We start from the raw sequence: 18,841 nt of genomic DNA, 5'->3' as shown, positions 1-18,841 counted from the left end.
TCGTCAGTGTCGCTTCAGCAGCTGTGCCAAGTGGACCCCGCGCACCCCGGCCAGCTGGTCGGCTTGCGTGCGGCAGGAGAAACCGTCGGCGAGAAACACGGCGTCCGGGTTTTCCCGCAGGGCCGGAAGCAGCGCGTTCTCCGCTACCGCAACGGAAATGTCGTAGTGGCCGCGTTCCATGCCGAAGTTCCCGGCCAGGCCGCAGCATCCGGCGAGAGTGCGCAGTTCCGCCCCGGTCGCGGCGAGCAGCGCCCGGTCGGCCTCGAAGCCCAGCACCGAGTGGTGGTGGCAATGCGGCTGCGCGACCACGGTGACGCCGGACAGATCGGGCGCTTGCCAGCCTTCGGTCTTGGCGAGGAGTTCGGCGAGGGTGGTGACCGCGCCGGAGACGGTTTTGGCGTCCGGATCGTCCGGGAACAGATCCAGCAGATCGGACCGCAGGACAGCGGTGCACGACGGTTCTACGCCGACGATCGGGAGCCCGGCCTGCGCGTACGGGCGCAGGGTGTGCACGAGATCGCGAAGCTTCCGGCGGGCGGTGTCGAGCTGTCCGGTGGTGATCCAGGTGAGTCCGCAGCACGGACGGCGCGGCGGGACCAGCACGCGGTATCCGGCGTCGGCGAGCACCGCCGCGACCGCTTCGGCGACCTCGGTGTCCATCCCGTCCGAAAAGGAATCCGCCCACAGCACCACTTCCGGTCCCTGTTCGCGGATCCTGCGCCGGGACCGGGTGAACGAACGGCGGGCGAACTTCGGCGCGCGGCGGCGGGTGTCCACTCCGGACAGTGCTAACAGGACCTTCTCGACCGGCCGGAGCGACATCAGCGCGTTGCCGACGAGCGGGCCGAGCACCGGGATCCGGTGCAGCAGGCGAAGCCAATCCGGCAATCGGCCCAGGGTGTAATGCGAGACCGGACGGAGCCGGTTCCGGTATTTCCGGTGCAGTGCTTCGGATTTGTACTGCGCCAGGTCCACTCCGGCCGGGCAGTCGCTGCCGCAGGCCTTGCACGACAAGCAGAGATCGAGCGATTCGTGCACCGCGCGGTCCGACCAGCCGGACACCAGCGAACCGTTCGCCACTTCCTGCAGCACCCGCGCCCGGCCGCGCGTGCTGTCCTTTTCGTCGCGAGTGGCGAGATAGGACGGACACATGAACCCGCCGGCGGACCGGTTGTCGGCGCGGCATTTCCCGACCCCGACACAGCGGTGCACGGCGCGGGTGAAGTCGCCGCCGTCGTGCGCGAAGGAGAATCCGCCCGCGACGACCGGGAGCGGACGTGCTTGCGGGCGGCGGAGATCGGCGTCGAGCGGATGCGGCCGGACGACGACGCCCGGGTTGAGCAGGTCGTCGGGATCGAAGAGGTTTTTGACCGCGCCGAACAGTTCGATCGTTTCGGCCGAGTACATCCGCGGGAGCAGTTCGCCGCGCGCCCGGCCGTCGCCGTGCTCGCCGGAGAACGAGCCGCCGTAGCCGACGACCAGGTCCGCGGCGGCGGTCATGAACTCGCGGAACACCGACGCGTCGCGTTCCAGCGGCAGCCCGAGCCGGACGTGCACGCAACCGTCGCCGAAGTGGCCGTAGGGGAGTCCTTCGAGGCCGAATTCGTCCAGGAGCGCGTCGAAATCCCGCAGGTACGCGCCGAGCCGTTCGGGCGGGACGGCCGCGTCTTCCCAACCGGGCCACGCCTGCTCGCCGGCCGGGGTCCGGCCCGCCAGCCCGGCCCCGTCCTCGCGGATCCGCCACATCGCGGCGGCCTCGGCGCCCGGGGCCAGCACGACGTGGTCGAGCGCCTGGGAGTCCGCGACAAGACGCTCGGCGTGGTGCCGGGCCTCGGCTTCCGTTTCGCCGCCGACCTCGATCATCAGCCAGCCGCCGCCTTCCGGCAGCGACGGGACGTCGCCGCGGTGGTTGCGCACCAGGTCGACCAGCCGCGCGTCGAGTCCTTCGACCGCCAGCGGGCGATGCGGCAGCAACCCGGGCACCACGTCGCCGGCCGTCGCCATGTCCGGGTAGCCGAGCACGACCAGCAGCCGCGCGGGGGAGATGTCGACCAGGTCGACGGTCGCCTCCAGCGTGACCGCCAGCGTGCCTTCGGTGCCGACCAGCGCCCGGGCCAGCGACCGGCCGTTCTCCGGCAGCAGATGTTCGAGCGAGTAGCCGGAGACCTGGCGGCTGAACCGGCCGAATTCGGTGCGCAGCAGGCTGAGCCGGGTGTCGATCAGCTCCGCGAGGCCCGGCACCGTGTCCGACGGACCCGCGGCGAACCGGCGTCCGGTGCCGTCGACCACGCGGAGTTCGCGCACGTTGTCCGCGGTGCGGCCGTAGGCGATCGCGTGCGGACCGCAGGCGTTGTTGCCGATCATGCCGCCGAGCGTCGCGCGGGCGTGCGTGGACGGGTCGGGCCCGAAGCGCAGCTCGTGCGGCGCGGCGGCCCGCTGCAGGTCGGCGAGGACGACACCGGGCTGGACGACCGCGGTCCGCGCTTGCGGGTCGAGGTCGACGATGCGGTTGAGGTGCCGGGAAAAGTCGAGCACGATGCCCGGCCCGATCGCGTTGCCCGCGACCGACGTGCCCCCGCCGCGGCTGGTCAGCGGAACGCCGTGGCGGCGGGCGATCTCGAGGGCCGCGAGAACGTCGCCGGTCTCCCGGGGCAGCACGACGACCCGCGGGACGACTCGGTAGTTCGACGCGTCGGTGGAGTACTCGGCGCGTCGCCGGACGTCGGCGTGCACCTCGCCGCGCACGTTCGCGCGGAGGTCGGCGAGCAGATCGGTTTCGGTGGGCATCCCGGCCTGAACTTAGGTGTTTGAAACAGTGCCGTCAATCCGTACGCTGGCCCGATGACCTCGGGACGGAGGGGACCGCCGCCGGAGCTGGCCAGGGTGCGCCGGGTGAGCGTGGTGGACTCGCTGGTCGAAGAGATGACCCGGAAAATCCTCGGCGGCGAATGGCCGCCCGGGACCGCGCTGCCGTCGCTGCGCAACTTCGCGGCCTCGGCCGGGGTGTCGATGCTGACCGTCCGCGAAGCAGTCCGGACGCTGCAGGCGCGCGGCTGGGTCGAGACGCGCCAGGGGGTCGGGACGTTCGTGCTGGAACCCGAGGCCGGCGGTTTCGTGCCGTGGCAGCTGGGCGCTTCGGACGCGGCCGAGTACCGGGAGCTGGTCGAGGCCAGGGAGGCGATCGAATCGACCGTCATCGGCCTTGCCGCCCGCCGCCGGACCTCCGCCGAGCTGGCGGTTCTGACGGATTTGGTCGACCGGATGGCGGCGGCCTCGACCGACCGGGACCGGTTCCTTGAAGCGGACGCGGAGTTCCACGTCGCGCTGGCCGAAGCCGCGCACAACCGGATCCTGCTGCGCAGCATGCTCGCGATCCGCGCGCCGCTGCGCCGCCTGATGGCCGACCGGCTCCGCGAAGAACTCGCCGAACACGGCGATCTCACCCGATCGTGGGAGGACCACCGGACCATCGCGGAGGGCGTCGCGAGGTGCTCGCCGGAACCGGCGTGTGCCGCACTGGCACGGATCGCCGCGCGAGCCCGGTCCTATGTGGACTCGAGACTGCCCGGGTTTGCCGCCCGGCCGTCCGGGTAACCGCCCTCGCGACGACGACGCCGGGAGGTGATCGACGTGGCCACGCACGAGACCGTGGACGACGAGCTGTGGACGGAATTCCACCGCGTAGTGAACATGACCTCGCGAGAACTGGCCGACTGGCTGCGCACCCGGGAAGCCGGACCGGACACCGAACCGCTGCCGGACCAGGCGGGCCCCGCCACCGGCCGCAAGGTCTTGGCCATCCTGGGCAAACGCAGGTCGGACGTGAACGAAGCGGACGCCGAGGTGATGCGCGACGTGGTGGACCGCGTGCACGCCTCGCGCAGAGACGACCTGGAACCGGTAGCGGGCGACGCGGGGTGGCGGCAGGGGCTGATGTCTCTGGGCCACGACCCGGTGAAACCGGTGCGGGGCTGATCCGGGGCGGCTGGCTTGGGCGGAGAGCCGCGGGTGGATGAACTCTGATCCCGCTCGGCTGCCGCTTGTTCCCGCGCGGGCGGTGGCGGTCGGTGTTGCTGGGGAACCGGCTGCCTGGGGCAGAGTGACGGCCGCGCCGAGAGCGGGCGAGGGCCGCCTCCGGCAGGTCGGCCGCCGCGCCTCGCGGGATTGAGCGTGGGACGTCCGAAGCGGGCCGCGCTCCTGCGGCGTGGAGCGCGGGGCGCGCCGAATGCGTAGGGGCAGCATGCCCAGCGGGAGGGAAATCCCCGTGCGGAACGTCTGAAGTGCGGCTGTGCTGTGGGGGCGTGGGGCGCGTGCTGAATGCGGCAGGGGCAGCACGTCCAGCGGGTGGGGAGATCCCCGTGCGGGATACCTGAAGTGCGGCCGTGCTGCGGCGGCGTGGCGCGCGCGGGCGCGCAACGCGCAGGGGCAGCACGGCCGCAGGAGGAGAAACCGCGCGCGGGACGTCTCAAGTGCGGCTGTGCTGCGGGGGCGTGGGGCGTGCTGGATGCGGCAGGGGCGGCATGCCCAGCGGGAGGGAGATCCCCGTGCGGGATGCCTCAAGTGCGGCCGTGCTGCGGCAGCATGGAGCGCGGGTGCGTGCCGAATGCCGTAGGGCATGCCAGCGCGAGGGGAGATCCCCGCTTGACGCTCCTCCTCGACCGGCTCCGCGTGTCAGCCGTGCTCCTCCCGCCTGGCAGCGACCAGCGCGGCCGAGCGCGACCAGGCACAACCCGGCCCAGTAAGCCCCAGGCCTCGGTGCGCCCCCGCGACGCACCGAGGCCCGGGGTTCTTCCCCTCGGCCGGTGGTTCGTGGGTCAGCCGCCCGCCATGGCTCCGATGATCAGGAACGGTTCGGCTCCGGACAGGACCTCGGCGGGCAGCGTGGCGTCCGGGGCGGTGTTCGACAGGTCTTCCTCGCAGGCGAAGAACCGGACGAACGCGCGGCGCCGGCCGGTGGTCGTGTCGCGGACTGTGCCGCGCAGTTGCGGGTAGGCGCGTTCCAGCGCGTCCAGCAGGGCGTCCCGCGTCGGCGGGTCCTCGACCGGCAGCCGGATTTCTCCCTCGACCTTCGCCAGGCGGCGCAGGTGCGTGGGCAGCTTGACGCGCACGAGCGTGGTCATCGCAGCGTCTGCACCTCGACCGAGCACACCGCGGGCAGGTCGTGCACGATCGGGGTCCAGCTGTCGCCCCCGTTGTTCGACGCGTAGACCTGTCCGCCGGTGGTGCCGAAGTAGATGCCCGCCTCGTCGCAGGAATCCACGGCCATCGCGTCGCGCAGGATGTTCACGTAGCAGTTTTCCTGGGGCAGGCCGGCGGTGAGCGGCTCCCATTCGTCGCCGCCGGTGCGGCTGCGGTACACGCGCAGCTTGCCCTCCGGCGGGTAGTGCTCGGAATCGCTGTGGATCGGGACCACGTACACCGTTTCCGGTTCGTGCGGGTGCACCGCGATCGGGAAACCGAAGTCGCTCGGCAGGTTGCCGCTGATCTCCCGCCAGTGGTCGCCCGCGTCGTCCGAGCGCATCACGTCCCAGTGTTTCTGCATGAACAGCACGTCCGGTCGCGCCGGGTGCAGCGCGATCCGGTGCACGCAGTGCCCGACCTCGGCGTCCGGGTCCGGGATGCCGTCGGAGTGCAGGCCGCGGTTGATCGGCTGCCAGGTTTCGCCGCTGTCGTCGCTGCGGAACGCGCCCGCGGCCGAGATCGCGGCGAACATCCGCTTCGAGTTCCGCGGGTCGAGGATGATCGTGTGCAGGCACAGCCCGCCCGCGCCGGGTTGCCAGCCCGGCCCGGACGCGTGGTTGCGCAGCCCGGTCAGCTCCCGCCAGCTCTTCCCGCCGTCGGTGCTGCGGTACAGCGCCGCGTCCTGCGCGCCCGCGTACACCGTGTCCGGGTCGGTCAGCGACGGTTCCAGATGCCAGATCCGGGTGAACTCCCACGGTTTCGGCGTGCCGTCGTACCAGAGGTGCTCGCCCGCCCCGCCCTCGTAGGCGAAGTCGTGGTCGACCTGGTTCCACGTCTTCCCGCCGTCGTCGGACCGCTGGATCAGCTGGCCGAACCACGACGTGGACTGCGACGCGTACAGCCGGTCCGGGTCCGCGGGCGAGCCGGCGACGTGGTAGACCTCCCAGCCGCCGAAGTGCGGCCCGTCGACCTCCCAGCGCGTGCGGCCCTCGTCCGAGGTGAGGATGAACGCGCCTTTGCGCGTGCCGACCAGTACTCGAACTCCAGGCATGGCTTCTCCCTGACAACGGCCTTCTGACCTGGCCTAACCTAACTTCGCCAGTCGCGCGCCGCCTCTCCATTCTTGCGCTCCCGGCGACGCCAGCGGCGGCAGCGCGACCAGCACCGGAGGCGACCACGAGGGCGCGACGTCCAGCCGGACGTCCTGGCGCAGCGGCACCGGCCCGGCCCGGATCCGCACCGGCCGCGCGGCCGAGCCGACCGCCCGCACGCTCGGCGCGAGCTGCGCGCGCGGATCCGCGGCCGACGGCAGCGCGCAGGCCAGCAGCCGGTAGGTGCCCGGGGGCACGCCGACGAGCGCGAACTCCAGGTCCGGCCCGAGCAGCGAGCCGCTGACCGGCACGCCGCGCGCCGACGACGAGGCGAACAACCCGACGTACACCGCGGGCGCTCCGTCGAGCGCGGCCACCGCGGCCGGGCTCAGCAGCGCGCGGCCGGCGACCGCCCCGCCGGCGCAGTCCGGGCCCGCCACCCGCACCGGTTCCGGCGGGTGCTCGGCGAGGAGGCCGGGCAGCTGCCGGAACCGGTGCGGGCTCACCCCGACCGCCGCGGTGAACCGCGTGGTGAACGTGCCCGGCGCGGAGAACCCGACCTCGTGGCAGATGTCGACCACTTTCTCGCCGGTGTCCAGCAGCAGCTCCTTGGCGAGCTGGAACCGTTGCGCGGCAAGGAATTTCCCCGGCGGCAGGCCGATCTCCCGCTCGAACGCGCGCGCCAGGTGGAACGGGCTGTAGCGGACGTGGTCGGCCACGTCCTCGAGCGTGAGCTGCCGGGTGCGTCCGGCGGCCAGGAACCTCGCCGCCTCGAACACGGCGTCCCGCATGTGCACACCTCCTCGGATGTGCCGCCATGGTAAATCCGTGCACCGACAATTCCGGGACGTCGGCTGCCCGCGAAGCGAGGAAGCCAGGGAAACCGGGCGTCAGTCGTCTTCCAGCTCGACCACCACCGCGGAACGCGGGCAGCTGACGCAGGCGAGCACGTACCCGTCCGCGCGCTGCCGCGGGGTGAGGCAATTCGGCTGTTTCATCGAGACCTCCCCGGAGCGCAGCCGAACCAGGCATTCGCCGCAGTTTCCGACAGTGCACGAGTACGGCATCGGCAGCCCCGCGGCGAGCCCGGCGTCGAGCAGCGTGTCACCGGGTTCCACCGTCGCCGCGCCGACGTTCTCCACGACCATTTCCCGCGGTTCGGCGCTCATTTCCGCCGGGTCGAAAGCGCCGCTGGTGTAGCGCTCCTCGTGGAAGCGCCCGTCCGGCACGCCCAGTTCGGCGACCACCGCACGGGCCGCGGCCAGCACCGGTTCCGGACCGCACACGCAGTACTCGGCGGTCGGGGAAGCGTCGGCCAGCCAGCGGCGCAGCAGGTCCGCGTCGATCCGGCCGCGTTCGCCGGTCCAGCTCGAGTCCGGACGCGACAGTACGTGCGTGATCCGCAACCGGCGCGGATGCCGCCGCCGCAAACGGGCCAGTTGAGCGGCGAAGATGGTTTCTTCCGGAGACCGGTTCGCGTACAGCAGCGAAATCCGGCTGCGCCCCGGCCGGGACAGCCGCGTGCGGACAATGCTCATCATCGGCGTGATTCCGCTGCCCGCGGCGATCAGCACCAGGTCGGCGCGCGGATCGGGGCGGAACGAACCGGACGGGCCGCGCACCGACAGCCGGTCTCCGACGCGCAGGCGGTCGTGCAGATAAGCGGAGAAGCGGCCGTCGTCGACCCGTTTCACGGTCACTTCGAGCCGCTTCTTTCCGGGGACCGACGAGGCGGAGTAGGCGCGGCGCACCGAACGGCCGCCGAGATCGGCGATCAAGGTGAAAAACTGGCCGGGACGGAAATCGAACGCGGCCCCGTCCTCCAGCGCGATGGTCACCGCCTGCGGGGTTTCCCGGCGGATTTCGGCGACCCGCACGGTTCGCAGCCGCCGCTCGAGTTCCGGCGCGGAATCGGCGTACCCCTCGGCGTGGAGCTGGCTGCGATAACTCCGGTCGATGACGAATCTGAGCAGTTTCGGGAATTTCGCGAGCAGCCTGAACAAGAACCCCGACGACGCGCCTACCGCGGTGTTGAGCGAAGCCTGTTTCATCGCCAGCGCCATCAGGTCCGGCACTTCGGCCCGGTCGACGTGGGCCTCCGGATGCCACAGCCGCGAGCGTTCGACGGCTTCGCCGGGCGCCAGTTCGGCGTGCGTCACGTCGATCAGCAACGCGGCTTGGGGGAGATTTCCGCGCAGGGCAAGGGGTTCCAGCAGGGCCGGGTCGGCGGTGAGGGAGGCGGTGCCGCGCAAGTGGAGGATGCCGGTGCGTCCGGGGACGAGCGCGGCGAGGGCGAGTTCCGGGTCTTGGAGCAGGTTGCGGTCGGTGTCGGCGCGTTTGTTGCCGTTGCGGTCCGGCAGCAGGATCGTGCGGCCGTCGACGAGCTGCGCGAAGCCGGGCTGGTCGCCGCGCGGGCTGGTGTCGCTTCCGCCCGCCGCGTCGCCTGTGGTGAGGACCAGGAACGGGGAGCGGGCCAGGAACTCGGCGACGTCGGGCCGGGCCAGCGGACCGTCTCCGAGAGCGGGAGTCGGCGGGGCGGCGGACACTGGGCGCGGTTGCCAGAGCCGGGAGCGGAAGACGGCACGTCCACAGTGGATGTAGGTCTCCTGCACTTTTACTACGGTTTCGCGGCCATCTGTCGCGGTGACGGTTCCGTTGAGCCGCAGGGTTTCGCCGACGCCGGGAAGCAGGACCACGAACGAAATGCCGTGGCCGATCGCCGGTTCCGGCGCGTTGGCGGGCAACTCGAAGGAAACCTGCTTAGGGGAGCGGACGCGCAGGAAGCCGGGTACGCCGCCGACGAACGTGCTGTGCCGGGCGCCGGCTGCGGTCCGGTAGCCGCAGCCGGCGAACGGGGAGTGCGCCAGGATCGTTTCGCAGCCTTCGTCGAGCCAGTCGAGCTGCTTCAGCTTGATCGCCGCGCCGGGACGGCCGATGACCGCTTCCAGCTCCTCGACAGTGGTCGTCCGGCGCGCGGTGGTCGCCGTGTTTGCGCTGGTCATGGCTATATTGTGAGCTTTAGCTCGGGTATTTGGCTACTCGCTTTTCCGGCCGCGCGAAACCAGTGTTCAGCGGGGATCGGCCCCGGTGGCTGCTCGCATTCGGCGGGTCACTTCGCCGCCGCGCGGTTCGCGTTGAAGCGCGCTTTCTTCTGCCGGTTGCCGCACGTGTTCATGTCGCACCACCTGCGGGTGCGGCTCTGGCTGGTGTCGAAGAAGGCGGCTCGGCAGGTCGGCGAGGCGCACAGCGCCAGCTTTCCGTCGCGTTCGCCCGAGATGATCTCGATCGCGTCGGCGGCGATCACGCCGAGCGCGTCTTCCACCGCGGTGGCCGGGCCGAGCTGCCAGCGCCGTTCGCCGTCGGGCGTCAGGACGGCCGCGGCCCGGCCTTGCGCGCTGCGGGCATTGATCACCTGGACCGCGGACGCGGGGAGGGGTTCCTGGAGCGCGGCCGCGGTCGCGGCGGCGTGGATCGACTCCCGCAGTTCCCGGGCGAGTTCGAGCTGTCCGGTGGTGCAGGAGTGCACGGCGAGGCCGCTCACTGCCAGCCAGTCGGCGAGCCGCTGCGGGGTGGGAATGCGCTCGACGGGATCGCCGCGACGCTCGGTCAGGGTCGCCGTGAAGCTGGTCGCGAGCACGGTGCCGAGGCGGAAGTCGGGGAACGCGGCAGGCATGGAACCAGCTTAGCCGGTTGCGCTCGGCCGCGTGGGCCTGCTAGAACCGGCTAAGCCGGTTCCAACTCCCGGAGGAGGATTCATGACCCGCCTGACCAGCGACGTAGAACCGTTCCAAGCCCGCGCGACGGACGCCGACCTCGAGGATCTGCGGGCGCGGCTGGCCGCGGCGAGGCTTCCGGAAGCCGAAACGGTGCCCGCCGACCAGCGATGGGGCCAGGGCATTCCGCTCGCCGACCTGGTCGATCTCGTGCACTACTGGCGCACCGGGTACGACTGGCGTTCGTTCGAAGAGCGGCTCGACCGGATCGGCCAGTTCCGGACCGTCATCGACGGCCTGGGCATCCACTTCCTGCACCGCCGATCCCCGCGCGCCGACGCCACACCGCTGATCCTGACGCACGGGTGGCCGGGAAGCGTCGCGGAGTTCGTGGACGTCGTCGACGAATTGGCGGATCCGGACGAGGCCGGCGCGCCGGCCTTCCACGTCGTGATTCCGTCTTTGCCAGGTTTCGGATACAGCGACAAACCGGCCGCGACGGGATGGGGAACGGAGAAGATCGCGGCCGCGTGGGCGGAACTGATGGATCGGCTCGGCTATCGGAGGTTCCTGGCGCACGGCGGCGACTGGGGCGGCAATATCACCACGATTCTCGCCGGCCGGTTTCCGGAGCGGGTGATCGGTGTCCACACGTTGTTCGCCGAAGGCCCGCCCGGATTGCCGGCGGACGGGCTGACGGCGGACGAGCGCAGGTGGGCCGAGGAGACCCGGCATTTCTGGCGGCATCGCGCGGCGTATGCGAAACAGCAGGCGACGCGTCCGCAGACCATCGGGTACTCGCTGGTCGATTCGCCGGTGGGGCTGCTCGCCTGGATCGTGGACAAGTTCGCGGAGTGGTCGGACACCGAGGACAGTCCGTTCGAGACCATTTCCCGGGATCGCGTCCTGGACGACGTGACGCTGTATTGGCTGACGCGGTCCGGGGCGTCCGCGGCCCGGATTTACTACGAGAGCCACAATTCGCTGGATCCGGAGCTGCGGGTGGACGTCCCGGCGGCGGTCAGCATGTATCCCCGCGACACCGAGAAGACCCCCCGGCCCTGGGCGCGGGAGCGGTTCCGGCAGATCGTCCGGTGGCGGGAGCCGGAACGGGGCGGGCATTTCCCGTCGCTGGAGGTCCCGGAGTACTTCGTGCGGGACCTGCGGGAGGGGCTCGCCGTGGTGCTGCGGGCGTGACCGGGGCACGGGCCCCGGATTTCCTCCGGGTTCCCCTCCCGGCTATCCGGCGGCGAAGATCGGGGCGAAGAACGCGGCGAGTTCGGCGGTCGCGGCGAGGGGAAGGACGTTCGCGACGTACTGGTCCGGCCGGACCACCACGACCGCGCCGCCGGGCGAAATGCCGCGGGCCGCGAAGATGTCGTCCGCCGGATCCGCCGCGTACACCTTTTCGTAGTCGATCAGCGAGAAGGGGCCGGTGCGGGGGAGGAAGATCTCCGGGACCTCGCCGAGATCGATTTCCTCGTAGGGTTGCGGGTAAACGACTTTCACGTCGAACCAGGCGTCGATGTCCAGGTTCTTCGGCGTGTGCGCCACGACCGGGGAATCCTCCGCGCTGCCCAGCCACGCGGCGAATTCGGCGAGTTCGGCGCCCGAATCGGGTGCGGCGGGGGCGAAAACGTAGACGCGCCACCGGCCGTCGGCCTGGGCGTGGTGTCCTAAGTGGATGACGTTCGCGTCGCACACCCGCATGACGGGGGCCGACTTGAACCGCTTGCCGATCGGGAAACCGGTCGCCAGGTCCTGGTGGTCCGGCCGGGCGATGAGCACCGAAGGCTGGTAGCACGTCATGAACCCGGACGGGAACTCGAAGGTCTTCACGTAGAATTCTTCCAGTTCCGCCGGATCGGCCAGGTCTTCCGGCCGGGCCGCCATCAGCGTCGACCATTCCTTGTCGAAGTCGATGAGGTTTTTCGCGATCAGCTGGCGTTCCGCGGAATAGGTGGACAGCAGCGAAGCGGGACCGCGGCCGTCGAGGACGTGGCCGAGTTTCCAGCCGAGGTTGAACCCGTCCTGCATCGAGACGTTCATGCCCTGCCCGGCTTTCGCGCTGTGCGTATGGCAGGCGTCGCCGGTGATGAAGACACGCGGCAGCCGGGTCTCGCCGACGGGAACGTCGTCGAATTTGTCAGTGAGTCGGTGGCCGACCTCGTACACGCTGTGCCAGGCGACGTTCTTCACGTCCAAAGTGTAGGGACGCATGATCGCGTTGGCGCGCGCGATGATTTGGTCGATCGTGGTCTTGCGCACCGCGCCGTGATCGTCCTCGGACACCTCGCCGAGGTCGACGTACATTCGGAACAGCGACCCGCCTTCGCGCGGGATCAGCAGGATGTTGCCGCCGTCGTGGGACTGGATGGCGCATTTCGTGCGGATGTCCGGGAAATCGGTGACGGCGAGGACGTCCATCACGCCCCAGGCGTGCAAAGCCTGGTCGCCGACGAGTTTCCGGCCGATCGCCTCGCGCACCGCGCTGCGCGCACCGTCGCAGCCGACCACGTATTTCGCCCGGACCACGCGATTCTCGCCGGTGCGCGGGCCGGTGGTGTGCCGCAGCGTGACGGTCACCGGGTATTCGTCGCCCTCGGTGATGGCCAGAGACTGGAATTCCAGGCCGAAATCGGGCTTCATCCGGCTCGGCGAATGGGCCATGTACTCGGCGAAATAGTCCTGCACGCGCGCCTGGTTCACGATGAGGTGCGGGAATTCGCTGATCCCGGTGGGGTCGTCGGGCACGCGCGACGAGCGGACGATGCGTTTCGGGTCGGCGGGATCGGGTTTCCAGAACGACATGGTGGTGATCCGGTACGCCTCTTCGACGATCCGGTTCGCGAAGCCGAAGGCCTGGAACGTTTCGACGCTGCGCGCCTGGATCCCGTCCGCCTGCCCGACCTCGAGCCGTCCGCCGCGGCGTTCCACGATGCGCGTGGTGACGTGCGGGAACCGGGACAGCTGCGCGCCGGTGATCATGCCCGCGGGGCCGGTGCCCACGATCAGCACGTCGACCTCGTCCGGCAGTTCCTCGGGCCGGTCGATCCCGGTTCCGGCGGCGGGCAGGACGCGCGGTTCGCCGGAAACGTAGCCGTGGTGGTGGAACTGCATGGGGTTTCCTCACCTCACTGTGAGCACTGCGAAGCCTCGACGTGTTCGATAATAGAATTCGTTGTTCAATTATTGAGTGCATCGATGCTAAGGTGGGCCGCTCCGGTGCACAAGACCCCGCGGGGAAGGACCGAGTCGTGACGGAAGCCAAGCAAGCGGCCGGGTCGCAGACGTTGTCGCGCGGGCTCACCGCGCTGGAAGTGCTCGCCGACGCCGATACGCCGCTGTCGATCGGCGAACTGGCCGCGCGGCTCGGGCTGCACCGGTCGATCACCTACCGGATCGTGCGCACGCTCGAGGACCACGGCCTGGTCGTGCGCGGCGCGAACGGAGAGCTGGAACTGGGTGCGCGGCTGGCGGCGTTGGCGCGCAACGTTTCCCGCGATCTGCAGTCCACCGCGCTGCCCGAACTGACCGTGCTCGCCAACGAACTGGGCATGACGGCGTTCCTGGCAACGCTGGACGGCGAGGATTCCGTCGTCACGCTGGCCAGCGTCGAGCCGCGGCAGGCGACGGCGGCGGTGGCGCAGCGGCCGGGCAGCCGGCATCCGATCACCGACGGCGCACCGGGGCGCGCGATCCTGCAGCAGCTGCGCGGGGAGAAGGCGCCGTACGAAACGAGTCATGACGAGGTGATCCCCGGGCTGTCGTCGATCGCGGTGCCGCTCGCGGTGCCCGGGCAGCATCCGGCCGCGCTCGCGGTGGTGTATCTGACCGGCCCGGCTGATATCTCTGCGATCGGGGAGCGGCTGGCGCGGTCGGCCGAGGTGATCCGGGCCGAACTGCATCCGTAATGGACGCGGTGGACAGCGGCCGGGCGCGGGAAGCACGATGGCGACCGTGGTACAGACGACGCGCTTCGCCCGCTTCCCGCTCGGACACTTCCCGACCCCGCTGGAACCGCTGGACCGGCTCGCTGCGCGGCTGCGCGAACGCCACCGCGACGTTCCGGACCTCTGGATCAAACGCGACGACTGCACCGGATTGGCGACCGGCGGCAACAAAACGCGCAAGCTGGAATTCCTCGTCGGCGACGCGCTTGCCCGCGGTGCCGACACGCTGATCACCCAGGGCGCGACGCAGTCCAACCACGCCCGGCAGACCGCCGCGGCCGCCGCGCGCGCCGGGCTGTCCTGCAAACTGCTGCTGGAACAACGCCAGGTGCGCGACGAGGAGTACGAGAATTCCGGCAACGTGTTCCTCGACGAACTGCTCGGCGCGGAGATCGTGGACCGAGTACCGGCCGGAACTGATATGTCAGCGGCGATGGAAGACGTGGCGGCGAAGCTGCGCGCGGAGGGACGGCGGCCGTACGTGATCCCGGGCGGCGGCTCGAACCCGATCGGCGCGCTCGGGTACGTCCAGTGCGCGCTGGAGCTGGACGCCGCGCCGGTCCCGGTCGATTGGGTCGTGCACGCGACCGGCAGCACCGGCACCCAGGCCGGACTCGTCGCCGGACTGCGCGCGGTGCACAGCCCGGCGAAGGTGCTCGGCGTGAGCGTGCGGCAGCCGGAAGCGCGGCAGATCGACGCGGTGCACGCGCTGGCCGGCCGGACGGCGGAGCTGATCGGCGCCGAGGTGTTCCGCGACGACGTGCTGGTGGACGACCGCTGGGTCGGCGAGGGCTACGGCGTGCCGACCCAGTCCATGGTGGACGCGGTGCGGCTGCTCGCCGAAACCGAAGGCATCCTGCTGGACCCGGTGTACTCGGGGAAGGGCTTCGCGGGCTTGCTCGGCGCGATCGCGGAAGGCCGGTTCGCCGCGACCGATCGCGTCGTGTTCGTGCACACCGGCGGCGTCGCCGGACTGTTCGGCTACCGGTCGGCCTTCTCGTGATCGCGGGGATCCTCGGCGGCATGGGTCCCGCCGCGACCGCGGAGTTCTACGCGAAACTCGTCGCGCGCACGGCCGCGGAACGCGACCAGGACCATCTGCGGGTGGCGATCTGGGCGGACCCGACGGTGCCGGACCGGGTGGCGGCGGTCCTCGACGGCAGCACCGACCCGTATCCGGCTTTGCTCGCCGGAGCGGAAAAACTGCGCGATCTCGGCGCGAACCTCATCGCGATTCCGTGTCACACCGCGCATTTCTTCCTGAACCGGCTGGCGGCCGAGAGCGGTGTGCCGTTCGTGGACATGATCGCGGAAACCGCGGAGTTCCTCGCCGGACGGACGGGTCCGGTCGGGCTGCTCGGCACTCGCGGGACGATCGCCGCCGGGCTGTACCAACGCGGGGTGCCCGGCGTCGACTGGGCAGTGCCGTCCGAAACGGGGCAGCGGAACGTCGATGCGGCGGTCGCGGCGGTGAAACGCGGCGACCTGGCAGGCGGAGCGGAGCATTTCGACCGGGCGCTGGCCGACGTCGACGCGCCGTTGTCGGTGCTGGCGTGCACAGAACTTCCGTTGGTGACGGGGCAGGCGGCCGGAGTCCTGGACCCGACGGACCTGCTCGCCGACGCGATGATCCGCCGCTGCGGGGGAAAACCGGTCGACGCCCGGCCGTCCGGCTGACAGAGTCCGGCCATGACTGATCTGCTGACCGCCGCGGATGTGCAGCTCATGCAGGGTCTCGCGCAGCGGATCACCGCCGTGCGGCCGGAACTCGTCAACAGCGACGCGTCCTACGGCGAACTGGCCTGGAACTGGGGCAGAGCACACGCCGCCCAAGGGGCGAGCTGGGTCCGCCGGCTGTGCTTCGCCGGGGACGACCTGGTGGCGTGGGGCTGGGCGCACCTGCCCCGGAGCGTGCGGCGCAGCGACGGGTCGGTCAAAGACATCACCGGCGCGCATCTGGCATATCAGGTCCATCCCGAACACGCCGAGCTGGTGGACGAGGTGATCGGCTGGTTTGACGCCACCGCCGACGGCCTCGAACGTACCGTGCTGCCCGGCGCGGCGGACAAGTTCGGCTTGGAACGCTGGGCGGCACACGGCTACCGGCCCGATCCGGACGGCCTCGGCGACACCGGATCCTGGACGCAGCTCAACGAACGCGCCCTCGATGTCCTCGAAAAACCGGTGCTGCCGGACGGATTCCGCTTCCGCACCGCTGCCGAAGCCGGAGCGGAGGCAGCCGTGCAGGCGCACCTGGCTGCGTGGGAAGCCAGCTCGTACTCGCTGGAGAGCTACGAGGGCGTCCGCGCGACCCCGGCGTATCGCGGCGACCTGCACGTCCTGGTCGAAGCACCGGACGGGACGATGGCGGCGTCCACGATCATGTGGCTCGACGATGCCAACAAGACCGTCGAATTCGAGCCGGTCGGCACCCATCCGGACTACCGGCGGCGCGGGCTGGGCCGCGCGATGCTGCTGCACGGCATGGACCGCGCGCGGGCGGCCGGAGCCACCCACGCGACGGTCGCTTGCCTCGGCGCGCCGGGACGTCCGGCGGCGCGCGGGTTGTACTACAGCGTCGGATTCCGGGAGATCTCGCGGGACGTGCCGCTGCTCAAGCCTGCGTGAGCGGCGGCTGGCCCATCCGCATCGCGCCGAACTTCGCGGACCTCCGGACCGCCTCGAAACCGTAGTCGATCATCGCTCGCTCGTACTCCCGCAGTGCCGGGAGCAGGTCGGCGCCAGGCTCGGTGAGTTTTCTGGTGAGCAGCTCGGCGTCCCGCAGCGCGATGTTCGCGCCGACGCCGACCGCGGGGCTCATCGCGTGGATCGCGTCGCCGAGCAGCGTCACCGGCGTCGTCGGCCACGGCTCGATCGGCACGCTGGTGCGCATGAAAATGGGGAACACCGTCCCGGGGTCCGCGAGGGCCAGCAGTTCGCTCGCCCGCGGATTCCACGTGCGGGCCAGCGAAACCGTCATCTCCCGCAACTCGAGCCCGGTGGCGGCGCGGAGTTCGTCGTCGGAGTACGGCAGCAGTTCGGTGCGGGCGGCGAGCAGGCACATCACGTAGTCGCCGGTGTCGGTCAGGCCCGGCAGCGAGGCCGGACGCCGGGAGTGGACCGGGGCGATGCCGATGTGCTGGTGGTCCGGGCCGAAGAGCCCGCGGTAGAGCCCGAACCATTCGTCGGGGATCAGCTCGGCGGTCTCGCGGGTGAGCGGAAAGCGGCCGTACAGGATGCGCACGCCGGTGTCGATCACGCGGGCGTGCGGGAGATAGTGCCGGCGTAGCACGGAATTCACGCCGTCGGCGGCGACCAGGACGTCGGCGGACGCGGCCGATCCGTCGGCGAAGGTCGCGGTGACGGCGCCGTCCAGGCGGTATCCGGTGCACTCGCGGCCGAACTGGACGACGTCGTCCAGGCCGTGCAGGAGGATCTCCCGCAGGGTGAGGCGGTTGATCGAGACATTGCGCTCGACGGGTTCCTCCGGCGGCGTCCCGGTGAGGTAGCTGGTACGCGACGGCGTCGAACTGGCATCCCAGATCGCCTGGCTGAGATGCGCGGGAAGCAGCCGGTCGAGGGCGTCGAGACCGTCGGGGTCGAGCCGCAGGCGATACCCCTGCCGCCGGCCGGCCGCTGAGATCTCCCGCTCGCAGACTGTCACGGCAACCCCGGCGCGGTGCAATCCCTGCGCGAGCGCGAGACCGCCGACGCCGGCTCCGATGATCAGGACGCGAAGTTTTCCGGGCACAGCGAATTCCCCTTCTGGATACGGGACACGGGGACGTGCTGGACGCACCGGAGAGGTGCGGGTACGAGCGCGACGCGCCGCCCGGACTACCCACCGGGCCGTGGCTTTCGACGTCCTGGGCCACCCTAGCTTTTTCCGGAAGCGGATTGTCAAGGACCGATTTCCGCATAGCCTGGAAGCATGTGCGCGACCGGTCCGGAGATCCGCGGGCCGCGGGTGGACCTGCTGACCGCCCCGGACTGCCCGAACGCCGAGGCGGCGCGGGCGCTGGTCGCCGAATGCCTCGCCGCGAGCGGCCTCGAGGCCGCGGTGGTCGAACGCGTCGGCCGGTACCGCTCTCCGACGATCCTGGTCGACGGGGTGGACGTGATGGGAACGGCCGAATCGGTCGCGGGAGCCGCGTGCCGGCTCGACGTGCCGACCCGGGAGCGGGTGCTCGCCGCGCTGTCCGCTGCCGCCGTGGAAGCCTGACCGGAAGCCGGCGCGGTCCGCGAGTTGTCTTCGCGGCACTCGTCGCTCTGGTCTACATTACAGATGTAATGTAGGGTCGGTACGACTTCGGCCGAGGAGGTGCGGATGAGCCGGTCCGGAACCCCGGACGACCCGGCCGGGACGAAGCTCGCCCTGCGCCGGGCGGCGGTCGGCGTGGTCGCTTCGGAAGGGCTGCGCGGTCTCACCTACCGGGCGGTCGCCCGGGCGGCGGGCTGCACCACCGGCGCGGTCCAGCACCATTTCTCCTCGATCGACGACCTCCTCCAGTCCTCTTTGGACCTGGTGCTGGAGGAAAGCGCGGAAAACGGCCTGATCGGCGCCCGCACCGGCGTCTACGCGGACGGTCCCGAGGTGCGCCAGCGGTTCCGGGACAGCGCGGACCTGCAAGTGTTCCAGTACCAGCTAGTCGTGGAGGCGGCGCGGCGGCCCGAATTGCGGCCGGTCGTGCGGCGGCTCTACGACGGCTATCTCGCCGCGGTCGGCAAGGAGCTGTCAGCCGGCGGCGGGCTGGCCCAGCTCGTGTTCTACGCCCTCGACGGAATGTTCCTGCACCAGGCGGCGGATCCGGACGTCGATCCGGGCCCGGCGCTCGAAGCCCTGCGCGGCCTGCTCGCGGCCGCGCGGTAACCGAACCTCGCCGCACCCCGGTCGCGCACGGCG

General features: G+C 70.8%; 17 protein-coding genes. 9 read left to right on the top strand and 8 right to left on the bottom strand.

Annotated elements, in window-relative coordinates; genetic code table 11:
• Positions 1–3 precede the first annotated feature (3 nt).
• Positions 4–2,787, bottom strand: coding sequence for an FAD-binding and (Fe-S)-binding domain-containing protein (locus F9C12_RS07500; protein ID WP_409465309.1), 2,784 nt, complete (start codon positions 2,785–2,787; stop codon positions 4–6).
• A gap of 54 nt (positions 2,788–2,841) precedes the next feature.
• On the opposite strand from F9C12_RS07500, the gene F9C12_RS07495 reads away from it, so the two are divergent.
• Positions 2,842–3,594, top strand: a complete 753-nt coding sequence (locus tag F9C12_RS07495; protein WP_409465308.1) for a FadR/GntR family transcriptional regulator — start codon at positions 2,842–2,844, stop codon at positions 3,592–3,594.
• A gap of 96 nt (positions 3,595–3,690) precedes the next feature.
• Positions 3,691–3,975 carry a DUF3140 domain-containing protein gene (locus tag F9C12_RS07490; RefSeq protein WP_409466976.1) on the top strand — a complete coding sequence of 95 codons (285 nt, stop codon included), beginning with the start codon at positions 3,691–3,693 and terminating at the stop codon, positions 3,973–3,975.
• An 839-nt stretch (positions 3,976–4,814) separates the two neighbouring features.
• On the opposite strand, the gene F9C12_RS07485 is transcribed toward F9C12_RS07490, so the two are convergent.
• From F9C12_RS07485 to F9C12_RS07465, 5 genes are all read right to left on the bottom strand, one after another.
• Positions 4,815–5,120, bottom strand: coding sequence for a MoaD/ThiS family protein (locus F9C12_RS07485; RefSeq protein WP_409465307.1), 306 nt, complete (start codon positions 5,118–5,120; stop codon positions 4,815–4,817).
• Positions 5,117–6,232: a WD40/YVTN/BNR-like repeat-containing protein gene (locus tag F9C12_RS07480; protein WP_409465306.1), complete on the bottom strand. Its 1,116-nt coding sequence runs from the start codon at positions 6,230–6,232 to the stop codon at positions 5,117–5,119. The genes F9C12_RS07485 and F9C12_RS07480 overlap by 4 nt, the downstream gene beginning before the upstream one ends.
• Positions 6,233–6,265: 33 nt before the next feature.
• On the bottom strand, positions 6,266–7,063 hold the full coding sequence (locus F9C12_RS07475) for a helix-turn-helix transcriptional regulator (RefSeq protein ID WP_409465305.1): 798 nt from the start codon (positions 7,061–7,063) through the stop codon (positions 6,266–6,268).
• A 99-nt stretch (positions 7,064–7,162) separates the two neighbouring features.
• Positions 7,163–9,274: a 2Fe-2S iron-sulfur cluster-binding protein gene (locus F9C12_RS07470; RefSeq protein WP_409465304.1), complete on the bottom strand. Its 2,112-nt coding sequence runs from the start codon at positions 9,272–9,274 to the stop codon at positions 7,163–7,165.
• Positions 9,275–9,381: 107 nt separating this feature from the next.
• Positions 9,382–9,945, bottom strand: a complete 564-nt coding sequence (locus F9C12_RS07465; protein ID WP_409465303.1) for a CGNR zinc finger domain-containing protein — start codon at positions 9,943–9,945, stop codon at positions 9,382–9,384.
• A gap of 82 nt (positions 9,946–10,027) precedes the next feature.
• Here F9C12_RS07465 and F9C12_RS07460 point away from each other — a divergent pair, with 82 nt between their 5' ends.
• Positions 10,028–11,182, top strand: coding sequence for an epoxide hydrolase family protein (locus F9C12_RS07460; RefSeq protein ID WP_409465302.1), 1,155 nt, complete (start codon positions 10,028–10,030; stop codon positions 11,180–11,182).
• 42 nt (positions 11,183–11,224) lie between these two features.
• Here the strand turns inward: F9C12_RS07460 and F9C12_RS07455 are convergent, their stop codons facing one another.
• Complete coding sequence (locus F9C12_RS07455; RefSeq protein ID WP_409465301.1) at positions 11,225–13,105, bottom strand: FAD-binding monooxygenase; 1,881 nt, start codon at positions 13,103–13,105, stop codon at positions 11,225–11,227.
• A 137-nt stretch (positions 13,106–13,242) separates the two neighbouring features.
• Here F9C12_RS07455 and F9C12_RS07450 point away from each other — a divergent pair, with 137 nt between their 5' ends.
• Genes F9C12_RS07450 through F9C12_RS07435 form a run of 4 tightly spaced genes read left to right on the top strand, consistent with a single transcriptional unit; the run spans position 13,243 to position 16,566 of the window.
• On the top strand, positions 13,243–13,899 hold the full coding sequence (locus F9C12_RS07450) for an IclR family transcriptional regulator (protein WP_409181250.1): 657 nt from the start codon (positions 13,243–13,245) through the stop codon (positions 13,897–13,899).
• Positions 13,900–13,936: 37 nt separating this feature from the next.
• Positions 13,937–14,941 (top strand): D-cysteine desulfhydrase, encoded by a 1,005-nt coding sequence (locus tag F9C12_RS07445; RefSeq protein WP_409465300.1) that lies wholly within the window; start codon positions 13,937–13,939, stop codon positions 14,939–14,941.
• A gap of 20 nt (positions 14,942–14,961) precedes the next feature.
• Entirely contained in the window at positions 14,962–15,615 is a 654-nt protein-coding gene (locus F9C12_RS07440) for an aspartate/glutamate racemase family protein (protein WP_409465299.1), read from the top strand.
• A gap of 12 nt (positions 15,616–15,627) precedes the next feature.
• On the top strand, positions 15,628–16,566 hold the full coding sequence (locus F9C12_RS07435; protein ID WP_409465298.1) for a GNAT family N-acetyltransferase: 939 nt from the start codon (positions 15,628–15,630) through the stop codon (positions 16,564–16,566).
• Here the strand turns inward: F9C12_RS07435 and F9C12_RS07430 are convergent.
• A complete protein-coding gene (locus tag F9C12_RS07430; protein ID WP_409465297.1) occupies positions 16,553–17,689 on the bottom strand; it encodes an FAD-dependent oxidoreductase in 1,137 nt (378 codons plus the stop codon). The two genes, F9C12_RS07435 and F9C12_RS07430, sit on opposite strands and share 14 nt — an antisense overlap.
• Before the next feature lie 180 nt (positions 17,690–17,869).
• On the opposite strand from F9C12_RS07430, the gene F9C12_RS07425 reads away from it, so the two are divergent.
• Both F9C12_RS07425 and F9C12_RS07420 read left to right on the top strand, forming a co-directional pair.
• Positions 17,870–18,160, top strand: coding sequence for an alkylmercury lyase (locus F9C12_RS07425; RefSeq protein ID WP_409465296.1), 291 nt, complete (start codon positions 17,870–17,872; stop codon positions 18,158–18,160).
• A gap of 105 nt (positions 18,161–18,265) precedes the next feature.
• On the top strand, positions 18,266–18,808 hold the full coding sequence (locus F9C12_RS07420) for a TetR/AcrR family transcriptional regulator (protein ID WP_409181244.1): 543 nt from the start codon (positions 18,266–18,268) through the stop codon (positions 18,806–18,808).
• The last annotated feature ends 33 nt before the right edge of the window (positions 18,809–18,841 follow it).

It is taken from the genome of Amycolatopsis sp. GA6-003 (assembly GCF_046267895.1).
Classification (GTDB): domain Bacteria; phylum Actinomycetota; class Actinomycetes; order Mycobacteriales; family Pseudonocardiaceae; genus Amycolatopsis.
This window is presented reverse-complemented; position numbering and strand designations above follow the sequence as displayed.

Bases quoted from the DNA above. Each gene is read 5' to 3' on its own strand.
- F9C12_RS07495 (WP_409465308.1), top strand. From the start codon at position 2,842: ATGACCTCGGGACGGAGGGGACCGCCGCCGGAGCTGGCCAGGGTGCGC.
- F9C12_RS07475 (WP_409465305.1), bottom strand. From the start codon at position 7,063: ATGCGGGACGCCGTGTTCGAGGCGGCGAGGTTCCTGGCCGCCGGACGC.
- F9C12_RS07490 (WP_409466976.1), top strand. From the start codon at position 3,691: ATGACCTCGCGAGAACTGGCCGACTGGCTGCGCACCCGGGAAGCCGGA.
- F9C12_RS07470 (WP_409465304.1), bottom strand. From the start codon at position 9,274: ATGACCAGCGCAAACACGGCGACCACCGCGCGCCGGACGACCACTGTC.
- F9C12_RS07480 (WP_409465306.1), bottom strand. From the start codon at position 6,232: ATGCCTGGAGTTCGAGTACTGGTCGGCACGCGCAAAGGCGCGTTCATC.
- F9C12_RS07440 (WP_409465299.1), top strand. From the start codon at position 14,962: ATGGGTCCCGCCGCGACCGCGGAGTTCTACGCGAAACTCGTCGCGCGC.
- F9C12_RS07485 (WP_409465307.1), bottom strand. From the start codon at position 5,120: ATGACCACGCTCGTGCGCGTCAAGCTGCCCACGCACCTGCGCCGCCTG.
- F9C12_RS07465 (WP_409465303.1), bottom strand. From the start codon at position 9,945: ATGCCTGCCGCGTTCCCCGACTTCCGCCTCGGCACCGTGCTCGCGACC.
- F9C12_RS07460 (WP_409465302.1), top strand. From the start codon at position 10,028: ATGACCCGCCTGACCAGCGACGTAGAACCGTTCCAAGCCCGCGCGACG.
- F9C12_RS07500 (WP_409465309.1), bottom strand. From the start codon at position 2,787: ATGCCCACCGAAACCGATCTGCTCGCCGACCTCCGCGCGAACGTGCGC.
- F9C12_RS07425 (WP_409465296.1), top strand. From the start codon at position 17,870: ATGTGCGCGACCGGTCCGGAGATCCGCGGGCCGCGGGTGGACCTGCTG.
- F9C12_RS07455 (WP_409465301.1), bottom strand. From the start codon at position 13,105: ATGCAGTTCCACCACCACGGCTACGTTTCCGGCGAACCGCGCGTCCTG.
- F9C12_RS07420 (WP_409181244.1), top strand. From the start codon at position 18,266: ATGAGCCGGTCCGGAACCCCGGACGACCCGGCCGGGACGAAGCTCGCC.
- F9C12_RS07435 (WP_409465298.1), top strand. From the start codon at position 15,628: ATGACTGATCTGCTGACCGCCGCGGATGTGCAGCTCATGCAGGGTCTC.
- F9C12_RS07445 (WP_409465300.1), top strand. From the start codon at position 13,937: ATGGCGACCGTGGTACAGACGACGCGCTTCGCCCGCTTCCCGCTCGGA.